This is a genomic window from Gracilibacillus sp. HCP3S3_G5_2 (assembly GCF_052063305.1).
Lineage (GTDB): Bacteria > Bacillota > Bacilli > Bacillales > Amphibacillaceae > Gracilibacillus.
This window is the reverse complement of sequence record NZ_JBQHXU010000004.1, coordinates 1-21,443: the sequence shown is the minus strand read 5'-3', so window position 1 is coordinate 21,443 and position 21,443 is coordinate 1. Positions and strand designations below refer to the sequence as shown.

Sequence of the window (21,443 nt, the reverse complement as noted above, 5' to 3'; positions counted from 1 at the left end):
TTAAAAAGGCTACCTCTTTATGAGATAGCCTTGATTTTATGCATACATCGCACGGATTTCTTTTTGTAATTTCTGATCAGCTACATACTCATCGTAACTGATTTCTTTATCGACAATTCCTTTAGGTGTAATCTCGATAAGGCGATTGGCGATACTGTTAATGAATTGATGGTCATGAGATGTGAACAGAATCGAACCTTTAAACTTAATTAAACCATTGTTCAATGCAGTGATTGATTCTAAGTCCAAGTGGTTGGTCGGTTCATCTAATACCAGCACATTGGCATTCGATAACATCATTTTTGATAACATACAACGTACTTTTTCCCCACCAGATAATACATTTGCTTTTTTCAGTGCTTCTTCTCCAGAGAATAACATACGACCAAGGAATCCACGTAAGAAAGTTTCGGTTTGATCTTCTGGTGAATATTGACGCAGCCATTCTACTAATGTCATGTCATTACCTTCAAAGAATTCCGAGTTATCTTTAGGGAAGTATGATTGGGAAGTGGTAACCCCCCATGTATAGTTTCCTTCATCTGGTTCCATTTCACCCATCAGGATATCGAATAACACTGATTTCGCTTGTTCATTTGGTCCGATAAATGCGACTTTGTCATAAGGTTTTAATGTAAAACTTACATTATCTAAAACTTTTACCCCGTCAATTGTTTTGGAAATCCCCTCTACACGTAATAAATCGTTTCCTATATCACGTCCAGGTTGGAAGGCTACATACGGATAACGACGAGAAGAGGGTTTAATATCATCCAGTGTAATGTTATCGAGCATTTTTTTACGAGAAGTTGCCTGCTTTGATTTCGATGCATTGGCACTAAATCGAGCAATAAAGTTTTGTAATTCTTTTATTTTCTCTTCTTTTTTCTTGTTTTGATCTTTAGCCATTTGTAAGGCTAGTTGACTTGATTCATACCAGAAGTCATAGTTACCTACGTACAATTCAATTTTTCCATAATCGACATCGGCAATATGTGTACACACTTTATTTAAAAAGTGACGGTCGTGTGAAACAACGATAACGGTATTTTCAAAGTTGATTAAAAATTCTTCCAGCCATTGAATAGCTTGAATATCCAAGTGGTTGGTCGGCTCATCTAATAATAAAATATCAGGATTACCAAACAAGGCTTGAGCAAGTAATACTTTTACCTTTTCAGAACCTGATAAATCAGCCATTTTTTTCGTATGAAGTTCTTCACCAATTCCAAGACCTTTTAGAAGGATAGCAGCATCAGATTCTGCTTCCCAGCCGTTCATTTCGGCGAATTCACCTTCTAATTCAGCTGCACGCATGCCATCTTCTTCTGTGAATTCCCCTTTAGCATAAATAGCATCCTTTTCCTGCATTACTTCATATAGACGAGAGTGCCCCATGATAACCGTCTTTAATACTTCCTGTTCTTCGTAGGCAAAGTGATCCTGTTTTAATACGGCAAGGCGCTCATCTTTCCCAAGTGAAACATGACCAGTTTGTGGTTCGATTTCACCAGACAATATTTTAAGAAACGTAGATTTACCAGCACCGTTGGCACCGATCAAACCATAACAATTTCCTGCGGTAAATTTAATATTAACGTCTTCGAATAACTTTTTGTCACCGTAACGTAAACTAACATTGGTTGCTTGTAGCATACTCCATAATTCCTCCATTATCTCATATCTTAAAGCAAGCTTAAGCGATTTGGGTTAGGAAGTCAATCATTGAGATATTAATGAACATAAAAAAACTTCTCTCATAATGAAATATAAGAGAAGTTAAGCAACATATTATGCTTCTTTAGTTTCTGTAGCTTCTTTATCTTTATTTTTTACATTGGCAATCCCGTCAACAAGCAGACAAATGAAGGCAGCCCAATGTAACACCATACCAAGCCCTGGAATAAATCCAAGCACGCTTGCCACAATACCTATTACGGGTCCCCATATTGTAGCGTTGTTACTTTTTGATAGAATTAATGTTACGATATGATAGACTAACATAATAAAAAGAGGCGTCCAATATAATGAAAGAATAATAGCGCCGCCGAATACAGGTATTCCTAATAAAAACTCTAAACCTGCACCAACTAATTTAAGTATACCAGCTAATAACATATGTAATTCCTCCTTTCTTCATAGTTCTAAAGTTTTGAAACAAATTCAATTTTACCATATATTATGAATTAATCAACTGAATAATGATTGGAGAAATGCTAAAATGAAACACTATTCTCGCCACCATTCATATGGTTTTCGCTTAAAAGGAGACTATCAGGAACGTGTCGCCGGTCTTCATGCTATTGGAAAGGAATCCCGTACAGAGCATACGTATAGATGGAATGGACTAGAAAGAGGAGAAGAAGGACGTCTTGTATTTCAATATACACTAGATGGTAAAGGAGCGATCAAGATCGGGGAAAAGACTCACCTATTAGCAAAAGGAGATGCTTTTTTCGTCCAGATCCCCAGTGATCATTGTTATTACTTACCAGAAGAGTCGACTCATTGGGACTTTATCTATATTACGCTTTATGGCAGAGAAGCGTTACACCATTTTCACATGATAAAAGAAAAATATGGGCAAATTCTTCACCTTCATCAGCGTTCAAGGCCGATTAAACATATATTTCGAATGCTGGAGAAATTAGAAACGACTGGTATTAACCATGGATATGAGGCCTCTGGTTATGCATATTCTTTTTTAATGGAATGCCTTCATTTTCTTGAATATGAACAGCAACAAGCACATCATTTGCCTATGGCCATTGCCAAGGCAGTATCTTTTATAGAAGAAAACTATGCAGAAGATATTTCATTAGATGATATTGTAGCGATCTCTGAATTATCTAAATATCACTTCACTCGGCTCTTTGCTAATACTGTCAAGCAAACGCCGATCCAGTATTTAACCAAAGTGCGTATCCAGCACGCTTTAGAGCTACTACAAGATAATGAGAAGACAATTGAAGAAATAGCGAAAGAAGTAGGTTATACATCTAGTAATTATTTCAGTAAAGTATTTAAAAATTTACTTAACGAGAGTCCAAGTAATTATCGCCAAAACAAATATGTGATGCCTGTAGATCGTTTAATTATGGATTGACGAAAGCAATATTTTACCTATTTCAAAAATATTTACGATTGTAAACGGTATCTATCCTTTATATCATAATATCAAGTGATAGCAATTTAATGCGAATTATGAGGAGGATAAAGATGTCTAAGATTACGTTTTTAGGAGCAGGAAGTACGGTTTTTGCCAAAAATCTTTTAGGAGATTGTATGACAGTTGATGCCTTACAGCATTTTGAATTTGCTTTGTTTGATATTGATCACGAGCGTTTGCGAGATTCAGAAATGATGTTGAACAATTTAAAGAAAAGCTTAAATTCGAAGATAAAAGTACAAGCTTACCATGACCGTAAAGAAGCATTAAGAGAGGCGAAATATGTAATTAATGCTATTCAAGTTGGAGGCTATGATCCGTGTACCATTACTGATTTTGAAGTTCCGAAAAAATACGGATTACGCCAAACAATTGCAGACACACTTGGAATAGGGGGTATCTTTCGGAATTTACGAACAATTCCTGTTATGCAAGAATTTGCTCGTGATATGAAAGAAGTTTGTCCTGATGCATGGTTTTTAAACTACACTAATCCAATGGCTGTTTTAACTAATATTATGTTGAAAGAAGGAATCAAAACGGTAGGATTATGCCATAGTGTTCAGGTTTGTGCTAGTCATTTATTAGATTCTCTGGAAATGCCAAAAGACAATGTACAATGGAAGATTGCTGGTATTAACCATATGGCATGGTTGCTTGAAATTACAAGAAATGGAGAAGATCTTTATCCAGAAATTAAAAAGCGTGCCAAACAAAAACAACAGGAAAAGCATGATGATATGGTTCGCTATGAATTGATGGATAAGTTTGGTTACTATGTGACTGAATCATCAGAACATAATGCAGAATACCATCCATATTTTATTAAAAGCAGCTATCCTGAATTAATTGATAAATATAATATTCCGTTAGATGAGTATCCGCGCCGCTGTGTGAACCAAATTGAAGGCTGGAAAAAAATGCGTGATGACCTTGTTAATGATCAAAACCTGCAGCATGAACGTACACATGAATATGGTTCTTACATTATTGAAGCAATGGAAACAAATCAGCCATTTAAAATTGGTGGAAATGTACTGAATACAGGTGGGCTTATTAGCAATTTACCAGAAAATGCTGTAGTGGAGGTTCCTTGTTTAGTAGATGCCAACGGAGTAACACCTACCTATGTTGGAGCCTTACCAGAACAATTGGCTGCACTGAACAGAACCAATATTAATACACAGCTGTTAACAATAGAAGCGGCATTAACGAAGAAGAAAGAAAAGATTTATCAGGCAGCATTGCTTGATCCTCATACCGCAGCAGAGTTATCAATCGATGATATTATCGCTTTATGTGACGATTTGATTGAAGAGCATGGTGACTGGCTTCCGGAATATCAATAACAACATGAACCTCTATCATTACTGAACAAGGGTCTCTGTTTTTAACAGAGACCCTTGTTCAGTTATTTGTGTGGTGCAAGCGATACTGCAGTAGGTGTATTTCCCTGAGCGAGCATGGGCTCGGCTACACGTTTGCGGAAAAATTGAATAAATGGACCGGTGAAAAAAGCCAAAATAACGGTCGCTATACCGACAATTGCTCCAAATGAAAAGCCGATGACGACACATAAAATATCTGTTGTAATTCTCGCCACTGGAAAAGCAATTTTGTTATTGGACACCTTTACAATGACGAAGGCTAACGCATCATAAGGTGAGATTCCCAGATTAGGCGTAATATACAAAGCAACACCCAAACTAGTAAATATTACCGCGATTGCCATCATGGCAATGCGAATGGCAACGTTAGTCATATCATCAAAGAAGAAACTGTAGCCTAAGATGATAAAATCAGATATAAAGCCAATTCCTACCATGTTCACAATAGTTCCGATTCCGATTAAACTTCGATAATAAACGAATACCACTATTAGTAACAGTGGGTTAAATATCAATTGATAAACCCCGAATGATATCCCTAGGAACCCACTAATTCCCAGATTTAATGTTGAGTAAGGATCTGTTCCAAACGCGCTAAGTCTAAGTAGTGCAACGGCAATTCCGATACATAAGTTACCAATAAGCACCATATTAAACCCTTTCCAAGTTATCGCTTTCATATTTTGTCCCCTTTTATTTTCTATGTATGTATCCATTATTAATAATTCCTATTATATAGGAATTATTAAGCGATAGATAGATGTATCTGTTAGTTCAATCAAGTCATTTTTAGCGAAAAGTCTGTTCATCCAGCATAAGGAGTGTTGACAATTTGTCAACACTCCTTTATTTTTAATGATAGGTTTTTAATACTGAATGTATTAAATGGAAATGCCTAATCAAGCGTCAAGTAATTTATAATCGCGCTTTTTTAAGAGGGTGTACTAACATGTCAAGTAATTACTCAATGTTAATAAAGGCTATATTAAGGGAAAAAAATTTAAGTATGCGTCAATTGGCTAAAGAGACAGGGATTAACGTTTCAACGATTTCTAGAATTATTAATGGAAAGCGAAAAGCAACGTTAGAGCATTTAAAAGCTATTTCTTTTAGCTTAAACGTCCCTTTATCAGATTTAGTAAGTGACAAAAATAATGAGACTACAGAGCCAGTATCCTTTCAATCTGTTCTTGCTCTTTTAAAGGAAATGAAACTCACTGTAGAAGATTTTACACCTGATCAATTAAAGGAAAATATACAAAAATATCAGCAAGAAAGCAGTACAAAAGAAGGACGAGCAACTATTTTACATCAATTCCAAACAAAACTTTCGGAAATTGGTGGACAAGGTCCGTATATACAAGAGTTAGAGATTATGTATCAGACTTTTAAAGAAAAAAAATCATCAAAAAAAGAGCTTTTATTGATGGGAAGCGCACTGCTTTATTTTATTGCATCAATCGATATGATTCCGGATTATTTGTTTCCGGTAGGGTATTTAGACGATGCATTAGTGATACAGTATGTGATGCAATCTATAGCAATGAAGCAGTAAGACAAAGGAGAAGCAAATGGCGAAGAAACCTACACTAGACTATCTGATGATCATTATTTTAACTGGGCTATTAATTATAAGTCTGTTCGCTGTTTATAGTGGGACAGGGCAGTACACGGAGGGACAATCTCTTTATTTTGCCAGGAGACAATTTATTTGGTACATCATCAGTATTGCCATCATGATTGCTGTTGCTTACTTTGATTACGAATTGCTTGAAAAGTGGGCAGTTTATTTATATGTTTTAGGAATATTATTACTTATTTATGTCCGTTTTTTTGGTATCGAGCGGAATGGTTCACAAAGATGGATGGATCTTGGGTTTATGGATCTCCAGCCATCTGAATTAATGAAGCTTTTTTTAGTTATATATTTAGCAGCAATATATAAAAAATATGGCAAAGAAAAGTTAACGTTTGTCCAAAGTATCCCGCTTGTTTTAAAAACGGCCTTGCTTCTGGCCATTCCGTTTATTTTAATTCTTAGACAGCCTGATTTGGGTTCTGCCTTGTTAATTGCGGTGGCAGCACTTGTTTTATTACTTATGTCAAATATAAGTAATAAAATGATCACTTGTGTGATATCGGTGTTGACATCCGGTGCGATATTACTAATCTATTTATTTTCTCAACACGAGGAGTTGATAACTAAATTTTTTAAGCCACATCAATTAGGTCGAATCTATAGTTGGATTAACCCTTCGGAATACTCAATGGATTTTGGCTATCAATTAAGACAAGCGATGCTGGGTATTGGAGCGGGGCAGCTAACAGGATCAGGCTTTAATCAAGGTTTTCAGGTGCAAAGTGGTCGAGTGCCTGAAGCCCATACCGATTTTATTTTTGCAGTCATTGGTGAAGAATTCGGGTTTATTGGAGCAAGTGTGTTAATTGTTTTATATTTCTTATTGATTTACCGTATTATTACCATTGCGTTAAAAGCCAATGATTTATTCGGTGTTTATATATGTGTTGGTATTACGGCACTTATTGCATTTCAGGTCTTTCAAAATATTGGAATGACAATTGGCTTAATGCCTGTAACAGGAATTGCTTTACCGTTTATTAGTTACGGTGGAAGTGCACTAATTACGAATATGCTTGCATTAGGTCTCGTTCAAAGTATTTATGCAAGGTCAAAAGATTATATGTTTTCTTCAGAGAATGATCCAATTGTATAAGAGAAGAATCAAATATATATTTCTCGTTGTTGAGTGTACTTTTCTAGTCAAAAGACATGTTCCCCCTACTGGAGTGGCATGATCAAATCAGGACCGGGCAGGATTGCCCGGTTTTTCTTATCTAAGGGCCACTCTCTTTATCACGGTATAACCTTCTGTAAGACTCAATCTTTTCTTCTGTTTATCCTCTATTACAGTGATAAAAAATCACCATTCATCCATTGCTCATATTACTATGATCGGCTGGGCATTATTATAAATAATAACACAAGCTTCTATTTTCCAATTTTCACCGCATATTATCTTTTATATCATTTTAGTCATGATTGCTGTATTACTAGGATATATATATTACCGTAATGGGGGGTGGATAAAATGAAAAAATGGGTGATTAGTTTTGTGTTACTGGCAATGATCGGCTGGGCTGTTGTAGATGTTATAACAGCTAATAAGGAGAGTGAGGCCGTTAATATCGGTTTGGAAATAGGGGATATGGCACCAGATTTTGAATTGCAAACATTGGACGGAGAAACGGTAAAATTATCTGATTACCGCGGTGAGCCGGTAATGCTTAACTTTTGGGCTACATGGTGTCCACCGTGTCGAGCTGAAATGCCTGATATGCAACGGTTTTATCAAGACACTGGAATGAATATATTAGCGATTAATTTAACGAAGACTGAAACCAATTTGGAGGATATCAACCAGTATGTCGAAGAATACGGTTTAACCTTTACGATACCATTAGATCAAGAAAATCTAGTAGGTGATCGCTATCAAATCCGTCCGATTCCTACTACTTATATGATTGATTCTGCTGGCATTATTCAGTTTTACGTCTTTGGCCCACTTAACTATGAGCAGATGATGCTTGAATATAACAAAATAAGCTAGTCGACTTACTCAGATTGGTTTGTACCAAAATCGATAGTTAAGAGAATTAGAGAAAGGAAGCAGTGCCAATGCTTGAAAAAAGGACAATCTATGATAAAAAGCAAGCATCAATGGCTAACTGCTTCTATGGAAGGATGGAGTCTCTAGACGAGTGAGCGTTAGTTTTGATTTTTATTACTCATCCTCACTAGATAATGAGCTGTCATCGCAGAAGCGATCGGGATAACAAGGGCAACCCCCATTCCGGCTGTGAAAATCGTAATCATCTCGTCACTAAATACCTTGGAATTAATAATTTCTCCAAATGAATACGATAAATCTTTAAACCAAATCAGTAATCCCATATATCCTCCAAAAAAAGCGAAGAATAATGTGTTGGTGCTTGTATTCAATATATCCCTACCAATGCGTATGCCTGCCAGAAATAACTCTTTTCTGCTAATTGATGGGTTATGGTAATAAATTTCACGCATCGGTGAAGTAATAGAAATTGCTGTATCGACAATTGCTCCAATCGTACTCATAATGATAACGGAAACGGCGACTTTTACAAAATCAATTCCGATAAATAAAGAGAAGATCATTAATTCTTCCGACTCTTCTTCTCCAAAGCCTTGGATCATTGATCTTTCAGTGATAACGATGATAAAAAATAACAGGATGACAAGCGTTGCAATAGTTGAAAAGAAAGCCATCGTCGTTTTACTGTTAACTTCATTAATGTAAAAAAGACTGATTGCACTAATCAAAGAACAAGCCAGCAGAGTTAACCAAATTGGATTGGCGTTTGGATCGTTCATTATTAAAATCGTTATGATAAGGATACCGAAATTTAAAAATAATGCGATAAACGATTTTATTCCTTTTTTTCCCCCGACAATGGCCATTAACGCAAATAATATGACCGACAATAACATTAATACATTCATAATCTAGCCTTCTTTCTTTTAATGAAGAAAATAGACGTATAGATAGCAATTGGAATAGTGAGCACAATACCAATACCACCAGCTAAAGCCCGTGCCAATTCGATAGAAAGGTTCATGGATAAGGTGAAACCGAGTGGTGATGCATTTTTAAAATATAGGAGTAGCATCGGGATTGAACCACTTACATAGGCAAAAAATAAGATGTTAGTCATTGTTCCCATAATATCTTTGCCAATATCTATGCCAGAGGCTTTGAGTGCCTTTAACTTTATCTTGTTATTTTTTTCATATAGTTCAAAAATAGAAGCAGACATGGTGATGGCAACATCCATTACCGCCCCAAGAGAACCGATCAACAATCCTGCCATAAAGACAATTTGCGGATTTCTACTGAGAAACGACATTTCTTCATAACGTAACCCTTGTTCGCCCGTTACAAATAAAGCGAGGTAGGCAATCAACAACGAGCATAATGTGCCAAGTAGAGTCGCAATAATCGCTGTGTATGTTTTTTCATTGAAGCCATTGACCAGTAGTAACGATATGACAGTAAAAAGGACAATACTAATACCGCAAATGATCAGTAGACTGATATCGGAATTTTGCAGATATATATCTAGTGCGAATGACAAAATAGCTGCATTAACAGCTAAACTGACAACGGATAAGGCGCCTTGTTTCTTACCAACCGCTAATAATATAAGGACAAAAAACCATGCTACAAGGATGAGATATTTATCCCGTTTAACGTCTTCCATTGTTCCTGTAAATGTAGCTTCATCGATAGAAATAAATGCTTCATCTCCTGGTTCAAATGCTTGATCAAACGCTTGTGAACCAGAATATTCATTCGTTATCTCGATAGTTTCTCCTTTGTAGGTGCCGTTTTGTATTTCAGCCACTATTTGTTGGGTGACGATCAGATCATGATTGTCATATTGATCGACTACCTCATTTCTGTCTGTCTCAGTTGTTTCTGTCACTTTAGCAATTGGTCTGTCATAAAACTCGTGATTATGATGGACAAAAATAATGGAGCCGATAAAACCTACAGCTATCAGCAAATATATATATAGATGTTTTTTCGTTAATTTTTGCAAGCTATTCACTCCAACATATAATTAAGATAAGACTACCATATGATAACATATTTCATGTATAAGAGAATGCCAGAAGAAACAGGTCATTGGTTGGCAAACGGCTTCTTTTTACTTACGGTGTTTGATGCTGAGTAAAGGGAAGTCGAAATCCTTTAAACATTTCTGATAATTTCGGACAGTTGAGATAAACCATATTCTAAATCGTGAAGTGATGCAAAAGAATAGGATATCCGTAAATATTGATCTGATTGTTTGTGGTAAATGTTCCCTGGATTGAGTAATATTCCTCGTGATAAGCCATCTTCAAATAATTTCTTCATAGAGATAGAAGGCAGCAATTTAACCCATATGTAGAACCCACCTTTTGGAATTTCCCAAGTCGCGATATCTGAAAAATGAGCTTCCAGAATGTTTAAGGTAAGATCACGACGCTTCTTCAATTCACTCCGCACCAATGAAAGATTGTCTTGATATAATGTACTTGATAGCCATTCATATGCTGCCCATTGCGAGAGTGTACTAGAGCCATAGTCGGATTGCATCTTAATATCGGCTAAGCGATTAATAACTGCTTCTGGTCCAACTACCCAACCAATTCTTAATCCAGGACTCAAAGCTTTTGACATACTTCCTAAATATAATACCATTCCATTATTATCATACGCTTTTATTGGTTGTGCTGGCTTTTCATCTATCCAAAGATCACGATAAACATCATCTTCGATTAATGGTAATTGCTCATTTTGACAGATGGCAAGAAGCTGTTTGCGTCTCTCCTCACTCATTAATATACCGGTCGGGTTCTGAAAGGTTGGAATCGTGTATAGAAAAGAGGGCGTATATTGTTTTTTATATGAAGAGATCAAATCGGCACGAACGCCCTCACTATCTAATGGAATACCAAAAAGCTGCATTCCTGCAGATTGAAACACATGTAAAGAATGGAGATAGGATGGTTTTTCCGTTAGTATAATGGAACCTCTATGTAGCAAGCCGATGCTTATTAGCTGTAATGCTTGTAACGCACCTGAGACGATAAGGATGGAAGAAGGAGGAGCATTTATACCAATCTGATTTAGATGCTTACTAACCTGTTCTCTTAGCTCATACAAGCCTTTAGGCTCTTCATAGCCGAATGACTTTATTTTGCAAGGTAGTTTTTCGAGCACACGTTGCATCAAGTCGTTATTGATTAGTTCCGGTGACAATTCTCCTGTCCCTAGACGTATCATATTTGGTTTGAATTCCGCTTCATTAATTTCTTGAATAGTTGGAAGATTTGGCTGATAAAGACCAGCTTTTACATAGGAAATCCAATCAGGTGGGGGAGTTGACATTAACTGGCTCCATGCTGTATTTATTACTTTTGTGCCTCCTCCACTTTTCCCCTCAATAAATCCTTCTGCTGCCAATTCATTAAGCGCTGTAACAATGGTACTTCTATTTACATGGAATTGTCGTGCCAATTCTCTTTGGGATGGCAGTCTAGTTCCTACTGTCCATTCACCACTAGCAATTTGCTCCCTTATAAAAGCAGTTATTTGTTTATGTAAAGGTATCGTTGAATTTCTATCAGGCTTCCATTTTATCGTTAACACAATTTCTACATCCTTCCAGCCAATGATATTGGTTTTATTATAAGATTTGGTTGGCAAAATTTCCAACCAAATGGTTGGAGACAAGCTAGCAAAATTCCCCTTAAAATAGGATATGTTCAGCTGAACAATATCGAACAAAGGATGGTCTCGATGCTTGAACCAATCATACATGGACTCATTTTATCTTTTGGATTAATTCTACCAATTGGGGTACAGAATGTATTTATTTTTAATCAAGGGGTTCTCCAACCAACATTTTTGAGGATACTGCCAGCCATTATCACTGCATCGATTTGCGACACGGTTCTTATTATGGTAGCTGTATATGGAGTCTCCTTTATTTTGTTAGATTTAGTCTGGTTGATGAATGTGCTGATTGTTTTAGGGATAATATTTTTATTCTATATGGGGTCGGTTACTTGGAAAGCAGGTGTTGCTGCTAGTAAAGACAGTGAAAAGGCCTCATTATCGATAAGAAAGCAAATAGTATTTGCCTTATCAGTTTCTATGTTAAATCCACACGCAATGATAGATACGATTGGTGTGATAGGACCTAGTTCACTGAGATATGATGGAGAAGAACAATTTATCTTCGCCTTAACTTGTATCACGGTATCGTGGGTATGGTTTTTTGGGTTAGGACTGCTCGGTCGCTTTAGTAAAGAGTTGGATAAGTCTGGCCATTTTTTAACATGGTTAAATAAAATTTCAGCCGTTTTCATGTGGTTGGCTGCTATTTTGTTAGTGCTATCTTTTTTGTAATAGCATTAACTTATAGTGGCTGGATTAAAACAAGAATCACGCGCACTTATATTAAATTTGCATAAATGTGTCTCTATCAGCGAATAATGGATAGTAATCGGATTAGTAGTGGAGGTGGGGATATATGGAAAACTCAAGGATTTCATCAATCCAAGCTTTAATGCTAGGAATAGCTAGTATTACTGTGACAGGTCACCTATTATTTATACCCGTTATTATTAATCATGCTGGTAGAGATAGCTGGTTATCCGTAGTCCTCGCAATATTTCCGGCTGTTCTGATCGGTTTTGTTATTTCGTTATTAGCACAGCGATATCCTGAACATACATTAATAGAATATTGTCAAATTATTCTTGGTAAATGGATTGGTAAATTAATAGCAATTGTATTTCTTTTTTATTTTTTCCATGAGGCAAGCTTATCATTGAGAGGGTTTGGTGAGTTCTACACGTCTGCGATTACTCCTCGAACACCTATCTTGGTTTATTTTATCGCTATGCTAATTCTTGCTACATATGCGGTTCGAAATCGCTTGGAAATTCTGGCAAGAACGAATCAAACTTTCCTTGTGTTGATGATACCAATTGGAATTGTGGCATCGATCTTAACGCATAAAGATAAAGACTATGGAAATTTACTTCCTATGTTGGAAGAGGGATTTACACCAGTTATGTTCGGAGCATTTAATTTAACGTCGCTGTACAGTTCTTTCATTGTTTTAGGTATGATTTTTCCATACATTACAAATAAGAACAGATTAAAGAGATTAAGCATCATAACAATGATCATTTTAATTATTATGTTTATTGGCCCGGTTACTGGTGTAGTGACGATTTTTGGAGAAGAGCGAGCGATGGGGTTATATTTTCCGACTTTCCAATCATTACGAGATATAGAAATAGGAGAATTTCAAAGATTGGATATTATTGGTGTCTTACTATGGTCGATGGGGTCTTTCTCGAAAGTTACCTTGTTTTTTTATGCTATTGTGGTAGGTTTGGCGCAATTATTTCAGTTAGATGATTATCCGATTTTAGTCATTCCTACAGCTGCTTTGCTAGCAATTCTTTCGCTAATTACTAGTGAAGACTTAATCGGGATATATCGATTCCTTATGCATATATATCCATACTTTACGACATTTATTGGATTATTTATTCCAATACTCTTACTAATTATCAGTCAATTTAAGCAGACAAAAAGAGGTTGAGCCATCTATGTTGAGCAGAAAATCATCATTAAAAAAGAACCAGAAAAAGAAAATCGAGAATCAGCTCTTTCAAGGTAATTTAGCTAAGGATATTGCCATCATAAAAGAACTATTTGGATATAGTTCTGATTTAACTATTCGTTATATTGGCAGAGAGGAAGGTCCAATAGCTATTTTGTATATAGATAGTTTAGTGGAAAGAAATTCTCTTGAGGAAAATGTCATTAGTGAATTAAATGATATGTATCATCAACATCCTTCCAAACAATTAAACATAGAGGAAGTCAGTTTTTCTACTATAAAAAAACAAAAGGCATTTTCAACAAAGGATGCTTTTACCTACTTATTACAAGGATATTCACTTGTTTTAATCAACAATCAGAAAACGGGGATTGCACTTGATACTGCCGGGGGCGAGAGACGTCAAGTGACGGAGTCGGAAGTAGAAACGGTGGTCCGAGGACCAAGGGAAGCATTTAATGAATCATTGCAAACAAACATTGGATTAATCCGCAAACGACTCCATACGCATAAATTAAAGATTCATGAGTTGAAAATAGGTGAGTTATCCCAGACTTCGGTTGCAGTTATCGGAATTAATGGGGTGATGAAACCTAAAATGTTTAATGAAGTAAAAAAACGTTTGGAAAAGATAGAAATAGATGGAATTTTGGATTCTCTTTATTTAGAAGAAATTATTGAGGACCCGAATGGTTATACCCCATTCCCAACCATTTTCAACTCAGAAAGACCAGATCGTATTGCTGCTGGTTTGTTAGAGGGTAGAATTGCGATTTTAACCGAGGGTACACCTGGTGTTTTATTGGTACCAGCAACCATTGGATTGTTTTTAACTTCCAATGAAGATTATTATCAACGATACGATTTTGCCAGTTTCCTTAAAATACTAAGGGGATTTACATTTTTACTATCCATTATATTACCAGGTTTCTATGTAGCGCTTCTTACTTATCATCAGGAAATGATTCCCACTCCCTTAATCATCGCCTTAACAGGACAACGGGAAGGGGTACCGTTTGCTATTGCTATTGAGGTAATTATTATGGAGATAACGTTTGAAATATTAAGAGAGGCAGGTCTCCGGTTGCCTAAGACAATAGGTGCAGCGGTATCTATCGTTGGAGGATTGGTTCTAGGGCAGGCAGCAGTGGAAGCAGGTCTTGTTGGCGAAGCGACTGTTATAGTAGTTGCACTAACAGCCATTTCGTCATTTACGACGCCATCTTATAACTTGGCGATATCAGCAAGATTGTTAAGGTTTGCTCTTATATTATTATCTGCTTCTCTGGGGGCGTTTGGTCTAATTTTTGGATTGATATTTATCTATATCCACTTAACGACACTTCGCTCCTTTGGCGCACCATATTTAACGCCGATTGTACCGTTTAATCATGACAATTGGCGCGATTTATTTATTAGAACACCATGGTGGATGATGAAGGAAAGACCAGATCAGGTAGCAGGTGAAAATAAAAAAAGAATGTCAGAATCGCGAGATAATGATCATTTAAAGAGGAGACAAAAAAGTGAAAATAATTAGATTTGTTTTACTATTTATTTGTATCATTCTTTTAAGTGGTTGCTGGGATAAGAAAGAATTAAATAATATCGCGGTGGTAATAGGGGTAGGAATTGATAAAGTGGAGGCGGAAATCCCCATTTATGAAATAACAGCTCAAGTGATCAAACCACAAGAAAATGACGCACAGGGAACGGAATTACCAACATGGAGTGTAACTGCCCAAGGAGAAACGGTAATGAGTGCGATTAAAAATTTGAACAAGCTTTCGCCACGTCGGCTATATTGGTCACATCTTCAAATAATTATTTTGAGTGAGAGCTTAGCAAAAGAGGGTGTTTCCCCGATTATCACGTGGTTTGAACGTGATAGAGATAGCCGATCTGCTTCCTATATGGTGGTAACGCGTGGTAGTGCCCAAGATTTACTGAACCAGCAAGTAGAACTTGGAAGTATTCCGTCCAAAGCGATGAGTGATCTTTTAGATACTGCTGAACAACGGCAAATTATTGCACGGCAGGTAAAGCTTCGCGACTTTACTACTGTACTTACTACTCCGGGAATTGATGCTTCCCTTGATGTGATCGAGCCTAAAGAGATAAGAGGAGAAGTGGAAGCATATGAGGTAAATGAGATAGCTGTCTTTAAAGAGGATAAAGTAGTGGGTTATATTGAGGGACCAGAAATAGCGGGGACAGAACTACTGAAAAACAATTATAATTACTTCATTTTAGAAGGGACATGTCCTGGGCAGGAGGAAGAATATTTTGCTTTTCAGACTACTGACTTTGAGAGTGATGACGAGATTATTGTCGAGAATGAGGAAATAAGGTATAAAGTGAATATACTGATGGAAGGTAACCTTTCAGATCAGACATGTCCATCAGCTCTCATGGAAAGAGAAAGGTTAGAGCAGACGGAGGAGGAAATAGCTGAAGTAATTACCTCGTATATTGAGGATGAATTTGAGACAGCAAAAGAAATGAATGCTGATATTTATGGAATTGGCCAGAAATTAAGACGCAATTATCCTGAAGACTGGAATAAGTTGAAGGATCAACCAGAAGAGCTTCTTGCAAAAGTTCATTTTGAGATCCAAGTGACTTCCAACATACGAAGATCGGGATTAATTATTGAACCAACTAAAACGCAAATGGAATGAAAGGATAACCAATATGTGGATTGCCGTATTAACAGTGATATTTATCCTGCTTATAGGTATTGATGCCAAACGTTTATGGAAAAAACAAAATAAAAAAGAGTGGGTACTGTATTTCTCCCTATTAACAGTAGCTTACATTTTATTTATTGCGAACGAATATCACATTTTGCCACTGGAAAGGTTTAGCCTAATTGAAATAATCACGGATGCTGTTCAGTTATTTTTGCCACAGGATATCGATATTTAATGTTAGGACAATTTAAACAATAAGCGGTTCTCATTATAGCTTAAGTGAATGTTAAGTTTGTGAAAAAGGTGACTGATCCGAAAAAGGATGCAGCACCTTTTTTTCGAATGAAAGCTGCATGATTGATGCTATACGTCCCCTTTTAAGTATGATAAGATGTTTGTACCTCCTAACAGAGCTTACTTGACACAAAATGGTTAGGAATTTGTGAATTGAAAGGATGTTCCTTCATGAAAAAAACGGTAGTATTAGCCGAAAAACCATCTGTAGCTCGAGACATCGCACGAGTATTACAGTCTAATAAAAAGGGAAATGGATACTTAGAAGGTCCAAAATATATTGTTACATGGGCGTTAGGACATTTAGTAACACTAGCTGACCCCGAAGTTTATGATGATAAATATAAAACATGGAAACTGGAAGATTTACCAATGATCCCTAATAAGCTAAAAACGGTTGTGATGAAGCAAACAAGCAAACAATTCAATGCCGTAAAAAGCCAGTTGAATCGGGGAGACGTAGGGGAAGTAGTCATTGCTACTGATGCTGGAAGAGAAGGAGAATTAGTGGCGCGTTGGATTTTAGACAAAGCCCGTATCAACAAACCGGTAAAAAGATTGTGGATTTCTTCTGTAACAGATCAAGCTATTAAACAAGGGTTTCAACATTTAAAACCGGCCAAGCAATACGACAACCTTTATGCATCAGCTGTTGCCCGATCAGAAGCAGATTGGTATGTCGGCTTAAACGCAACACGAGCATTAACAACGAAATTTAATGCACAATTATCAAGTGGACGTGTACAAACGCCTACTCTTGCGATGATAGCCTCAAGAGAAGAAGAAATTAAGCAGTTCAAGCCGCAAGCATATTATCAACTAAAAGCACGAACACCGGAGGGCATCACGCTTACTTGGCAAAATCAAAAAGGAGAAACAAGAATTTTTGATCAATCCAAGGCTAAAGAGTTGCAATCCCGAATGCAAAACAAAGAATTAACTGTAACTAAAATTGATAAAAAGAATAAAAAACGTTATGCACCAACCCTTTATGATTTAACAGATCTGCAAAGGGACGCAAACCGTATTTTTGGTTTTTCTGGAAAACAAACATTATCGATTATGCAGAAGCTTTATGAACAGCATAAAATTTTGACCTACCCACGAACCGATTCTAAATATATATCCACAGATATTGTCCCTACGCTAAAGGAGAGGGTAGCAAGCTGTGGGATTGGTCCATATGCGAAAGCTGCAAACCAAATAAAAAAACGATCGATTAAAGCTCATCCATCATTTGTTGACAATGCCAAGGTTTCTGATCACCATGCTATTATTCCGACAGAAGAACCGGTTTATTTATCGAAGCTATCTGATCAAGAATTAAAAATTTATGATTTAGTTATCAAACGTTTTTTAGCTGTGCTGCTACCACCTTTTCAATATCAACATATTCAGCTAACGGCAGAAATCGTAGGCGAGACATTCACTGCTACAGGTAAAGATGTAATCGATCAAGGCTTTAAAGCAGTTTACCATGATGAAGACGAAGAGAATGAGGAACAGAAAATCAGTAATATACATGATCAGCATGTGTGGAAGAACCCCATGGTAACATTGGTTGAAGGCGAAACGAAACCACCGGAGAGATTGACTGAAGGTACCTTATTGCAGGCAATGGAAAGTCCGGCGAAGTTTTTAACGAAAAAGGAAAAACACGCAACGAAGACATTACAAGTAACTGGTGGGCTAGGTACTGTTGCCACTAGAGCAGATATTATTGAGAAGTTATTTAATACTTTTTATATCGAGAAAAAAGGAAAATATCTATATCTTACCTCAAAAGGTAAACAATTGCTCGATCTCGTACCTGCTGATCTACGTTCTCCATTATTAACGGCAGAATGGGAGAAAAAGCTAACTCAGATTGCCAATGGTCAGTTGAAGAAGATAGAATTTATCAATGAAATTAAAGGCTATACAAAGGAAATTGTCGATCAAGTTAAATCAACGAAAGCAACCTATAAACACGATAATATGACTGGTACCAAATGTCCGAAATGTGGCAAGCTAATGTTGGAAGTAAACGGAAAAAAAGGTCGTATGTTGGTTTGTCAAGATCGTGAGTGTGGGGAAAGGAAACCAATTGCGAAGAAAACCAATGCTCGTTGTCCAAACTGCCATAAAAAAATGGAACTGCGTGGACAAGGAGAAGGGCAAACCTTTTCCTGTGTATGTGGATATCGCGAAAAATTATCCTCCTTCCAAAAGCGAAAAGAAAAACAAGGTAAAAATAAAGCAACGAAACGAGACGTAAATAAATATCTAAAACAGCAAGACGATGGATTTGCTAACACAGCCTTAGCAGATGCCCTTGCGAAATTGAAGAATAAGTAAAGTGGCAGTTTCAGACTGCCACTTTTTTTTCGAAAATAAAGCAATCAGAGGGCTCTATAATCCACTATTGCGCATTAATGGAAATTATACTATAGTTAAATTTATGTATCATTGTATTTTTTTATACATCTTGAGACCTATTTGGAAATATATCCACAGCCCATTACCCACTATATAAAAACAAGCTATCATATAGAAATGGAAGGAGGGGCAGGTGAAGATGAAAAATATTTATCTAGTTTTCACAGACACAGGAACTGTTTTATCTCGCCTCATTAACCTGTGTACCAAATCTACATTAAACCATGCTTCTATTGCATTTGATTTATCTTTAACGGAAGTATATAGCTTTGGGAGGAAAAATCCATATAATCCATGGATCGGTGGATTTGTTAGAGAAAATCTACGTACTCCTTTTTTCAGCCAGTCCCAATGTGCCATTTATCAATTAACAGTAACAGAGGATACATATTATCTGCTAAAGCAACGAATAAGAGAGATGGAAGCAGAAACAAACCGCTATCATTACAATTTATTGGGATTATTCGGTGTCCTCTTTAACATGGAACTACATCGGGAGCATGCTTATTTCTGTTCCGAGTTTGTAGTAACGATCTTGAAAGAAGCAGGTATTTATGTTGATGAGAGACCAGCGTGTCTAATAAAACCGCAAGATTTAAAAGAGTGGCAAGCATTGGAATTAATTTACCATGGTGATTTACCTGTTTACCTAAAACAGCATGGTGGTTATGAAGTAAAAAAAGTACCATTATGGAAGATTAGTTAACGGCAATTATATATTATATGTCATTTTTAAAGAGTCTGTAATAAGGCTCTTTTTTTGTGTGTAATAATGTAAAGACATATAGGGTCTGTGACATCGGGTGATACCCAGATAATAAACAAACCATAAGTGCGAGCAACAAGATTTGTTTAATAAACGGAGATAATCAACAAATCACGGGGGTGAGCAACAAGATTTGTTCTTTAAAATCGAGATTTACTAGTATCATTGACGACATCCAAGTTCTCCGAAGCTGATGGATAAAAAGCCTACTTCATTTTCTATTTGCACAACTTTAGCCTATGCTTTCATAGAATATCTTGAGTAAATGTTTAGGAGGAAAAATGATGCATCATTATTACCATTACGGTTATCCGTATTATCAACCGTATCCTAACGTTATCCGTCAGAATTTAATCAACGGGCAGGCAACTTGGACAGAAGGTGGGAATGTAACACAATGTAATATACCATGGTCTCATAATCAGTATATGACAGTAGCAGTCAGCAGCAATTCACCATATCAATGTGGTCAAACAATTAAAGTGAGAAACCCACAAAATTTGCGGGAAGTAATCGTGACAGTCGTTGATACAGTCCCTAATGCTCCAGAAACACGCTTGAATTTACATCGCAGAGCATTCGAAGCATTAGGCGTAAATCCATCTGTTGGTGTAATTTCCATCCAATTTGAACCATCTCCAGAATTAGAACAAGTTAAATGGGGCAAATATTTATTGGAAGTAACACAAGTAGCGTATCCCAACTATAATGTGACGGATTATAGCTTTGTAGAAAAAACACAGCTAGGCGAAAATCGGGTAAGAGAAGTATATGATTTTCACTTGCAAAATACGCAAGAGCGCATAACTGTACGAGGAACAGTAGTCTATAACCCGACAACAGAACGTGTTATTTCTTTTGATATAAAAGAAATATAGTCAGTCTAACCACCTTCCATTGCTGGAAGGTGGTTTTTTGAGGTAACAGCAACCAGTCCTATTCAATCATACGCCTCCAGACTTAGTCTAAAATATATCCGCAGCCCATTACCCAAATCAATGAGACAAGCTATCATAAAGACATGGAAGGAGGGAACGCATGTGAAAACATTTTTACTTATCAGTTTAGCAGTAATTGCCTCAATTGTTTTGTTAGCAAATCTCGGTCCGATGATTCTGCTCTTGATTAGTGTGGTGATTGCTTATTATGGTGTGAAACAGTTTATCTTAGCAGAAACTACCGGACAGAAAGTCGGATGGGGCATTGTCATCTTAATTGGTGTATCGATGTCATTGTCAAACATACCAGCGTTAATCGGTGTGGTCGCGCTAGTCGTATTGTATTACAGCTATAAAAAGTACCAAGAAGAAAAAGAACATGAAGATTACTTAGAGTGGGACAAGCTATAAAGATAAAATAGGAGCATTCCTGTAATGAAGAAATTTGAGGATTGAAACAAAAAGAGCCCTCTTGGTATCATACGAGGTGTCCAAAGCTTCGAAGCAAAAATGGACCCTTAATTTAAG

General features: G+C 36.6%; 20 protein-coding genes. 14 read left to right on the top strand and 6 right to left on the bottom strand.

The features are described from left to right. Nucleotides 1-36: 36 nt before the first annotated feature. Both ACTNEP_RS07250 and ACTNEP_RS07245 read right to left on the bottom strand, forming a co-directional pair. Nucleotides 37-1,656, bottom strand: coding sequence for an ABC-F family ATP-binding cassette domain-containing protein (locus tag ACTNEP_RS07250; protein ID WP_441161493.1), 1,620 nt, complete (start codon nt 1,654-1,656; stop codon nt 37-39). Between the two features lie 135 nt (nt 1,657-1,791). Continuing rightward, a complete protein-coding gene (locus ACTNEP_RS07245) occupies nt 1,792-2,118 on the bottom strand; it encodes a hypothetical protein (protein ID WP_441161143.1) in 327 nt (108 codons plus the stop codon). Nucleotides 2,119-2,221: 103 nt separating this feature from the next. On the opposite strand from ACTNEP_RS07245, the gene ACTNEP_RS07240 reads away from it, so the two are divergent. Together ACTNEP_RS07240 and ACTNEP_RS07235 are read left to right on the top strand one after the other, a co-directional pair. Beyond that, nucleotides 2,222-3,106: an AraC family transcriptional regulator gene (locus ACTNEP_RS07240; protein ID WP_441161142.1), complete on the top strand. Its 885-nt coding sequence runs from the start codon at nt 2,222-2,224 to the stop codon at nt 3,104-3,106. 113 nt (nt 3,107-3,219) lie between these two features. Continuing rightward, nucleotides 3,220-4,518: an alpha-glucosidase/alpha-galactosidase gene (locus tag ACTNEP_RS07235; RefSeq protein ID WP_441161141.1), complete on the top strand. Its 1,299-nt coding sequence runs from the start codon at nt 3,220-3,222 to the stop codon at nt 4,516-4,518. Nucleotides 4,519-4,580: 62 nt separating this feature from the next. Here the strand turns inward: ACTNEP_RS07235 and ACTNEP_RS07230 are convergent, their stop codons facing one another. Next, nucleotides 4,581-5,237 carry a YczE/YyaS/YitT family protein gene (locus ACTNEP_RS07230; RefSeq protein ID WP_441161140.1) on the bottom strand — a complete coding sequence of 219 codons (657 nt, stop codon included), beginning with the start codon at nt 5,235-5,237 and terminating at the stop codon, nt 4,581-4,583. Nucleotides 5,238-5,506: 269 nt separating this feature from the next. Here ACTNEP_RS07230 and ACTNEP_RS07225 point away from each other — a divergent pair, with 269 nt between their 5' ends. The 3 genes from ACTNEP_RS07225 to ACTNEP_RS07215 all read left to right on the top strand — a co-directional run bounded on the left by ACTNEP_RS07225 (nt 5,507) and on the right by ACTNEP_RS07215 (nt 8,186). Continuing rightward, nucleotides 5,507-6,112, top strand: a complete 606-nt coding sequence (locus ACTNEP_RS07225) for a helix-turn-helix domain-containing protein (protein ID WP_441161139.1) — start codon at nt 5,507-5,509, stop codon at nt 6,110-6,112. A 16-nt stretch (nt 6,113-6,128) separates the two neighbouring features. After that, nucleotides 6,129-7,292 (top strand): rod shape-determining protein RodA, encoded by a 1,164-nt coding sequence (rodA, locus tag ACTNEP_RS07220; RefSeq protein ID WP_441161137.1) that lies wholly within the window; start codon nt 6,129-6,131, stop codon nt 7,290-7,292. Nucleotides 7,293-7,667: 375 nt separating this feature from the next. Further along, complete coding sequence (locus ACTNEP_RS07215) at nt 7,668-8,186, top strand: redoxin domain-containing protein (protein ID WP_441161136.1); 519 nt, start codon at nt 7,668-7,670, stop codon at nt 8,184-8,186. Between the two features lie 158 nt (nt 8,187-8,344). Here the strand turns inward: ACTNEP_RS07215 and ACTNEP_RS07210 are convergent, their stop codons facing one another. The 3 genes from ACTNEP_RS07210 to ACTNEP_RS07200 form a co-directional block, all read right to left on the bottom strand. Further along, entirely contained in the window at nt 8,345-9,115 is a 771-nt protein-coding gene (locus tag ACTNEP_RS07210; RefSeq protein WP_441161134.1) for a YibE/F family protein, read from the bottom strand. Continuing rightward, nucleotides 9,112-10,215: a YibE/F family protein gene (locus ACTNEP_RS07205; protein ID WP_441161133.1), complete on the bottom strand. Its 1,104-nt coding sequence runs from the start codon at nt 10,213-10,215 to the stop codon at nt 9,112-9,114. Before ACTNEP_RS07205 ends, ACTNEP_RS07210 begins: the two co-directional genes overlap by 4 nt. 152 nt (nt 10,216-10,367) lie before the next feature. Then, nucleotides 10,368-11,813: a PLP-dependent aminotransferase family protein gene (locus tag ACTNEP_RS07200; protein WP_441161492.1), complete on the bottom strand. Its 1,446-nt coding sequence runs from the start codon at nt 11,811-11,813 to the stop codon at nt 10,368-10,370. Between the two features lie 150 nt (nt 11,814-11,963). Between ACTNEP_RS07200 and ACTNEP_RS07195 the strand changes: the two genes are divergently transcribed. The 9 genes from ACTNEP_RS07195 to ACTNEP_RS07155 all read left to right on the top strand — a co-directional run bounded on the left by ACTNEP_RS07195 (nt 11,964) and on the right by ACTNEP_RS07155 (nt 21,326). After that, nucleotides 11,964-12,575, top strand: coding sequence for a LysE/ArgO family amino acid transporter (locus ACTNEP_RS07195; protein ID WP_441161131.1), 612 nt, complete (start codon nt 11,964-11,966; stop codon nt 12,573-12,575). Nucleotides 12,576-12,699: 124 nt separating this feature from the next. After that, nucleotides 12,700-13,785 (top strand): GerAB/ArcD/ProY family transporter, encoded by a 1,086-nt coding sequence (locus tag ACTNEP_RS07190; protein ID WP_441161130.1) that lies wholly within the window; start codon nt 12,700-12,702, stop codon nt 13,783-13,785. 7 nt (nt 13,786-13,792) lie between these two features. Next, nucleotides 13,793-15,346 carry a spore germination protein gene (locus ACTNEP_RS07185; RefSeq protein ID WP_441161129.1) on the top strand — a complete coding sequence of 518 codons (1,554 nt, stop codon included), beginning with the start codon at nt 13,793-13,795 and terminating at the stop codon, nt 15,344-15,346. Then, nucleotides 15,333-16,487 carry a Ger(x)C family spore germination protein gene (locus ACTNEP_RS07180; protein WP_441161128.1) on the top strand — a complete coding sequence of 385 codons (1,155 nt, stop codon included), beginning with the start codon at nt 15,333-15,335 and terminating at the stop codon, nt 16,485-16,487. The genes ACTNEP_RS07185 and ACTNEP_RS07180 overlap by 14 nt, the downstream gene beginning before the upstream one ends. 13 nt (nt 16,488-16,500) lie before the next feature. Further along, on the top strand, nt 16,501-16,734 hold the full coding sequence (locus tag ACTNEP_RS07175; protein ID WP_441161127.1) for a hypothetical protein: 234 nt from the start codon (nt 16,501-16,503) through the stop codon (nt 16,732-16,734). Nucleotides 16,735-16,964: 230 nt separating this feature from the next. Continuing rightward, nucleotides 16,965-19,130, top strand: a complete 2,166-nt coding sequence (locus ACTNEP_RS07170; RefSeq protein ID WP_441161126.1) for a DNA topoisomerase III — start codon at nt 16,965-16,967, stop codon at nt 19,128-19,130. A gap of 220 nt (nt 19,131-19,350) precedes the next feature. After that, nucleotides 19,351-19,917 carry a hypothetical protein gene (locus tag ACTNEP_RS07165; protein ID WP_441161125.1) on the top strand — a complete coding sequence of 189 codons (567 nt, stop codon included), beginning with the start codon at nt 19,351-19,353 and terminating at the stop codon, nt 19,915-19,917. A gap of 344 nt (nt 19,918-20,261) precedes the next feature. Next, complete coding sequence (locus ACTNEP_RS07160; RefSeq protein ID WP_441161124.1) at nt 20,262-20,855, top strand: DUF3889 domain-containing protein; 594 nt, start codon at nt 20,262-20,264, stop codon at nt 20,853-20,855. A gap of 162 nt (nt 20,856-21,017) precedes the next feature. Then, complete coding sequence (locus ACTNEP_RS07155; protein ID WP_441161123.1) at nt 21,018-21,326, top strand: lmo0954 family membrane protein; 309 nt, start codon at nt 21,018-21,020, stop codon at nt 21,324-21,326. Nucleotides 21,327-21,443: the final 117 nt, after the last annotated feature.

What these genes read in the sequence shown, in the direction of transcription:
- ACTNEP_RS07250 (WP_441161493.1), bottom strand. Translation starts at nt 1,656, where the DNA reads ATGCTACAAGCAACCAATGTTAGTTTACGTTACGGTGACAAAAAGTTA.
- ACTNEP_RS07245 (WP_441161143.1), bottom strand. Translation starts at nt 2,118, where the DNA reads ATGTTATTAGCTGGTATACTTAAATTAGTTGGTGCAGGTTTAGAGTTT.
- ACTNEP_RS07240 (WP_441161142.1), top strand. Translation starts at nt 2,222, where the DNA reads ATGAAACACTATTCTCGCCACCATTCATATGGTTTTCGCTTAAAAGGA.
- ACTNEP_RS07235 (WP_441161141.1), top strand. Translation starts at nt 3,220, where the DNA reads ATGTCTAAGATTACGTTTTTAGGAGCAGGAAGTACGGTTTTTGCCAAA.
- ACTNEP_RS07230 (WP_441161140.1), bottom strand. Translation starts at nt 5,237, where the DNA reads ATGAAAGCGATAACTTGGAAAGGGTTTAATATGGTGCTTATTGGTAAC.
- ACTNEP_RS07225 (WP_441161139.1), top strand. Translation starts at nt 5,507, where the DNA reads ATGTCAAGTAATTACTCAATGTTAATAAAGGCTATATTAAGGGAAAAA.
- rodA (WP_441161137.1), top strand. Translation starts at nt 6,129, where the DNA reads ATGGCGAAGAAACCTACACTAGACTATCTGATGATCATTATTTTAACT.
- ACTNEP_RS07215 (WP_441161136.1), top strand. Translation starts at nt 7,668, where the DNA reads ATGAAAAAATGGGTGATTAGTTTTGTGTTACTGGCAATGATCGGCTGG.
- ACTNEP_RS07210 (WP_441161134.1), bottom strand. Translation starts at nt 9,115, where the DNA reads ATGAATGTATTAATGTTATTGTCGGTCATATTATTTGCGTTAATGGCC.
- ACTNEP_RS07195 (WP_441161131.1), top strand. Translation starts at nt 11,964, where the DNA reads ATGCTTGAACCAATCATACATGGACTCATTTTATCTTTTGGATTAATT.
- ACTNEP_RS07190 (WP_441161130.1), top strand. Translation starts at nt 12,700, where the DNA reads ATGGAAAACTCAAGGATTTCATCAATCCAAGCTTTAATGCTAGGAATA.
- ACTNEP_RS07185 (WP_441161129.1), top strand. Translation starts at nt 13,793, where the DNA reads ATGTTGAGCAGAAAATCATCATTAAAAAAGAACCAGAAAAAGAAAATC.
- ACTNEP_RS07175 (WP_441161127.1), top strand. Translation starts at nt 16,501, where the DNA reads ATGTGGATTGCCGTATTAACAGTGATATTTATCCTGCTTATAGGTATT.
- ACTNEP_RS07170 (WP_441161126.1), top strand. Translation starts at nt 16,965, where the DNA reads ATGAAAAAAACGGTAGTATTAGCCGAAAAACCATCTGTAGCTCGAGAC.
- ACTNEP_RS07165 (WP_441161125.1), top strand. Translation starts at nt 19,351, where the DNA reads ATGAAAAATATTTATCTAGTTTTCACAGACACAGGAACTGTTTTATCT.
- ACTNEP_RS07160 (WP_441161124.1), top strand. Translation starts at nt 20,262, where the DNA reads ATGCATCATTATTACCATTACGGTTATCCGTATTATCAACCGTATCCT.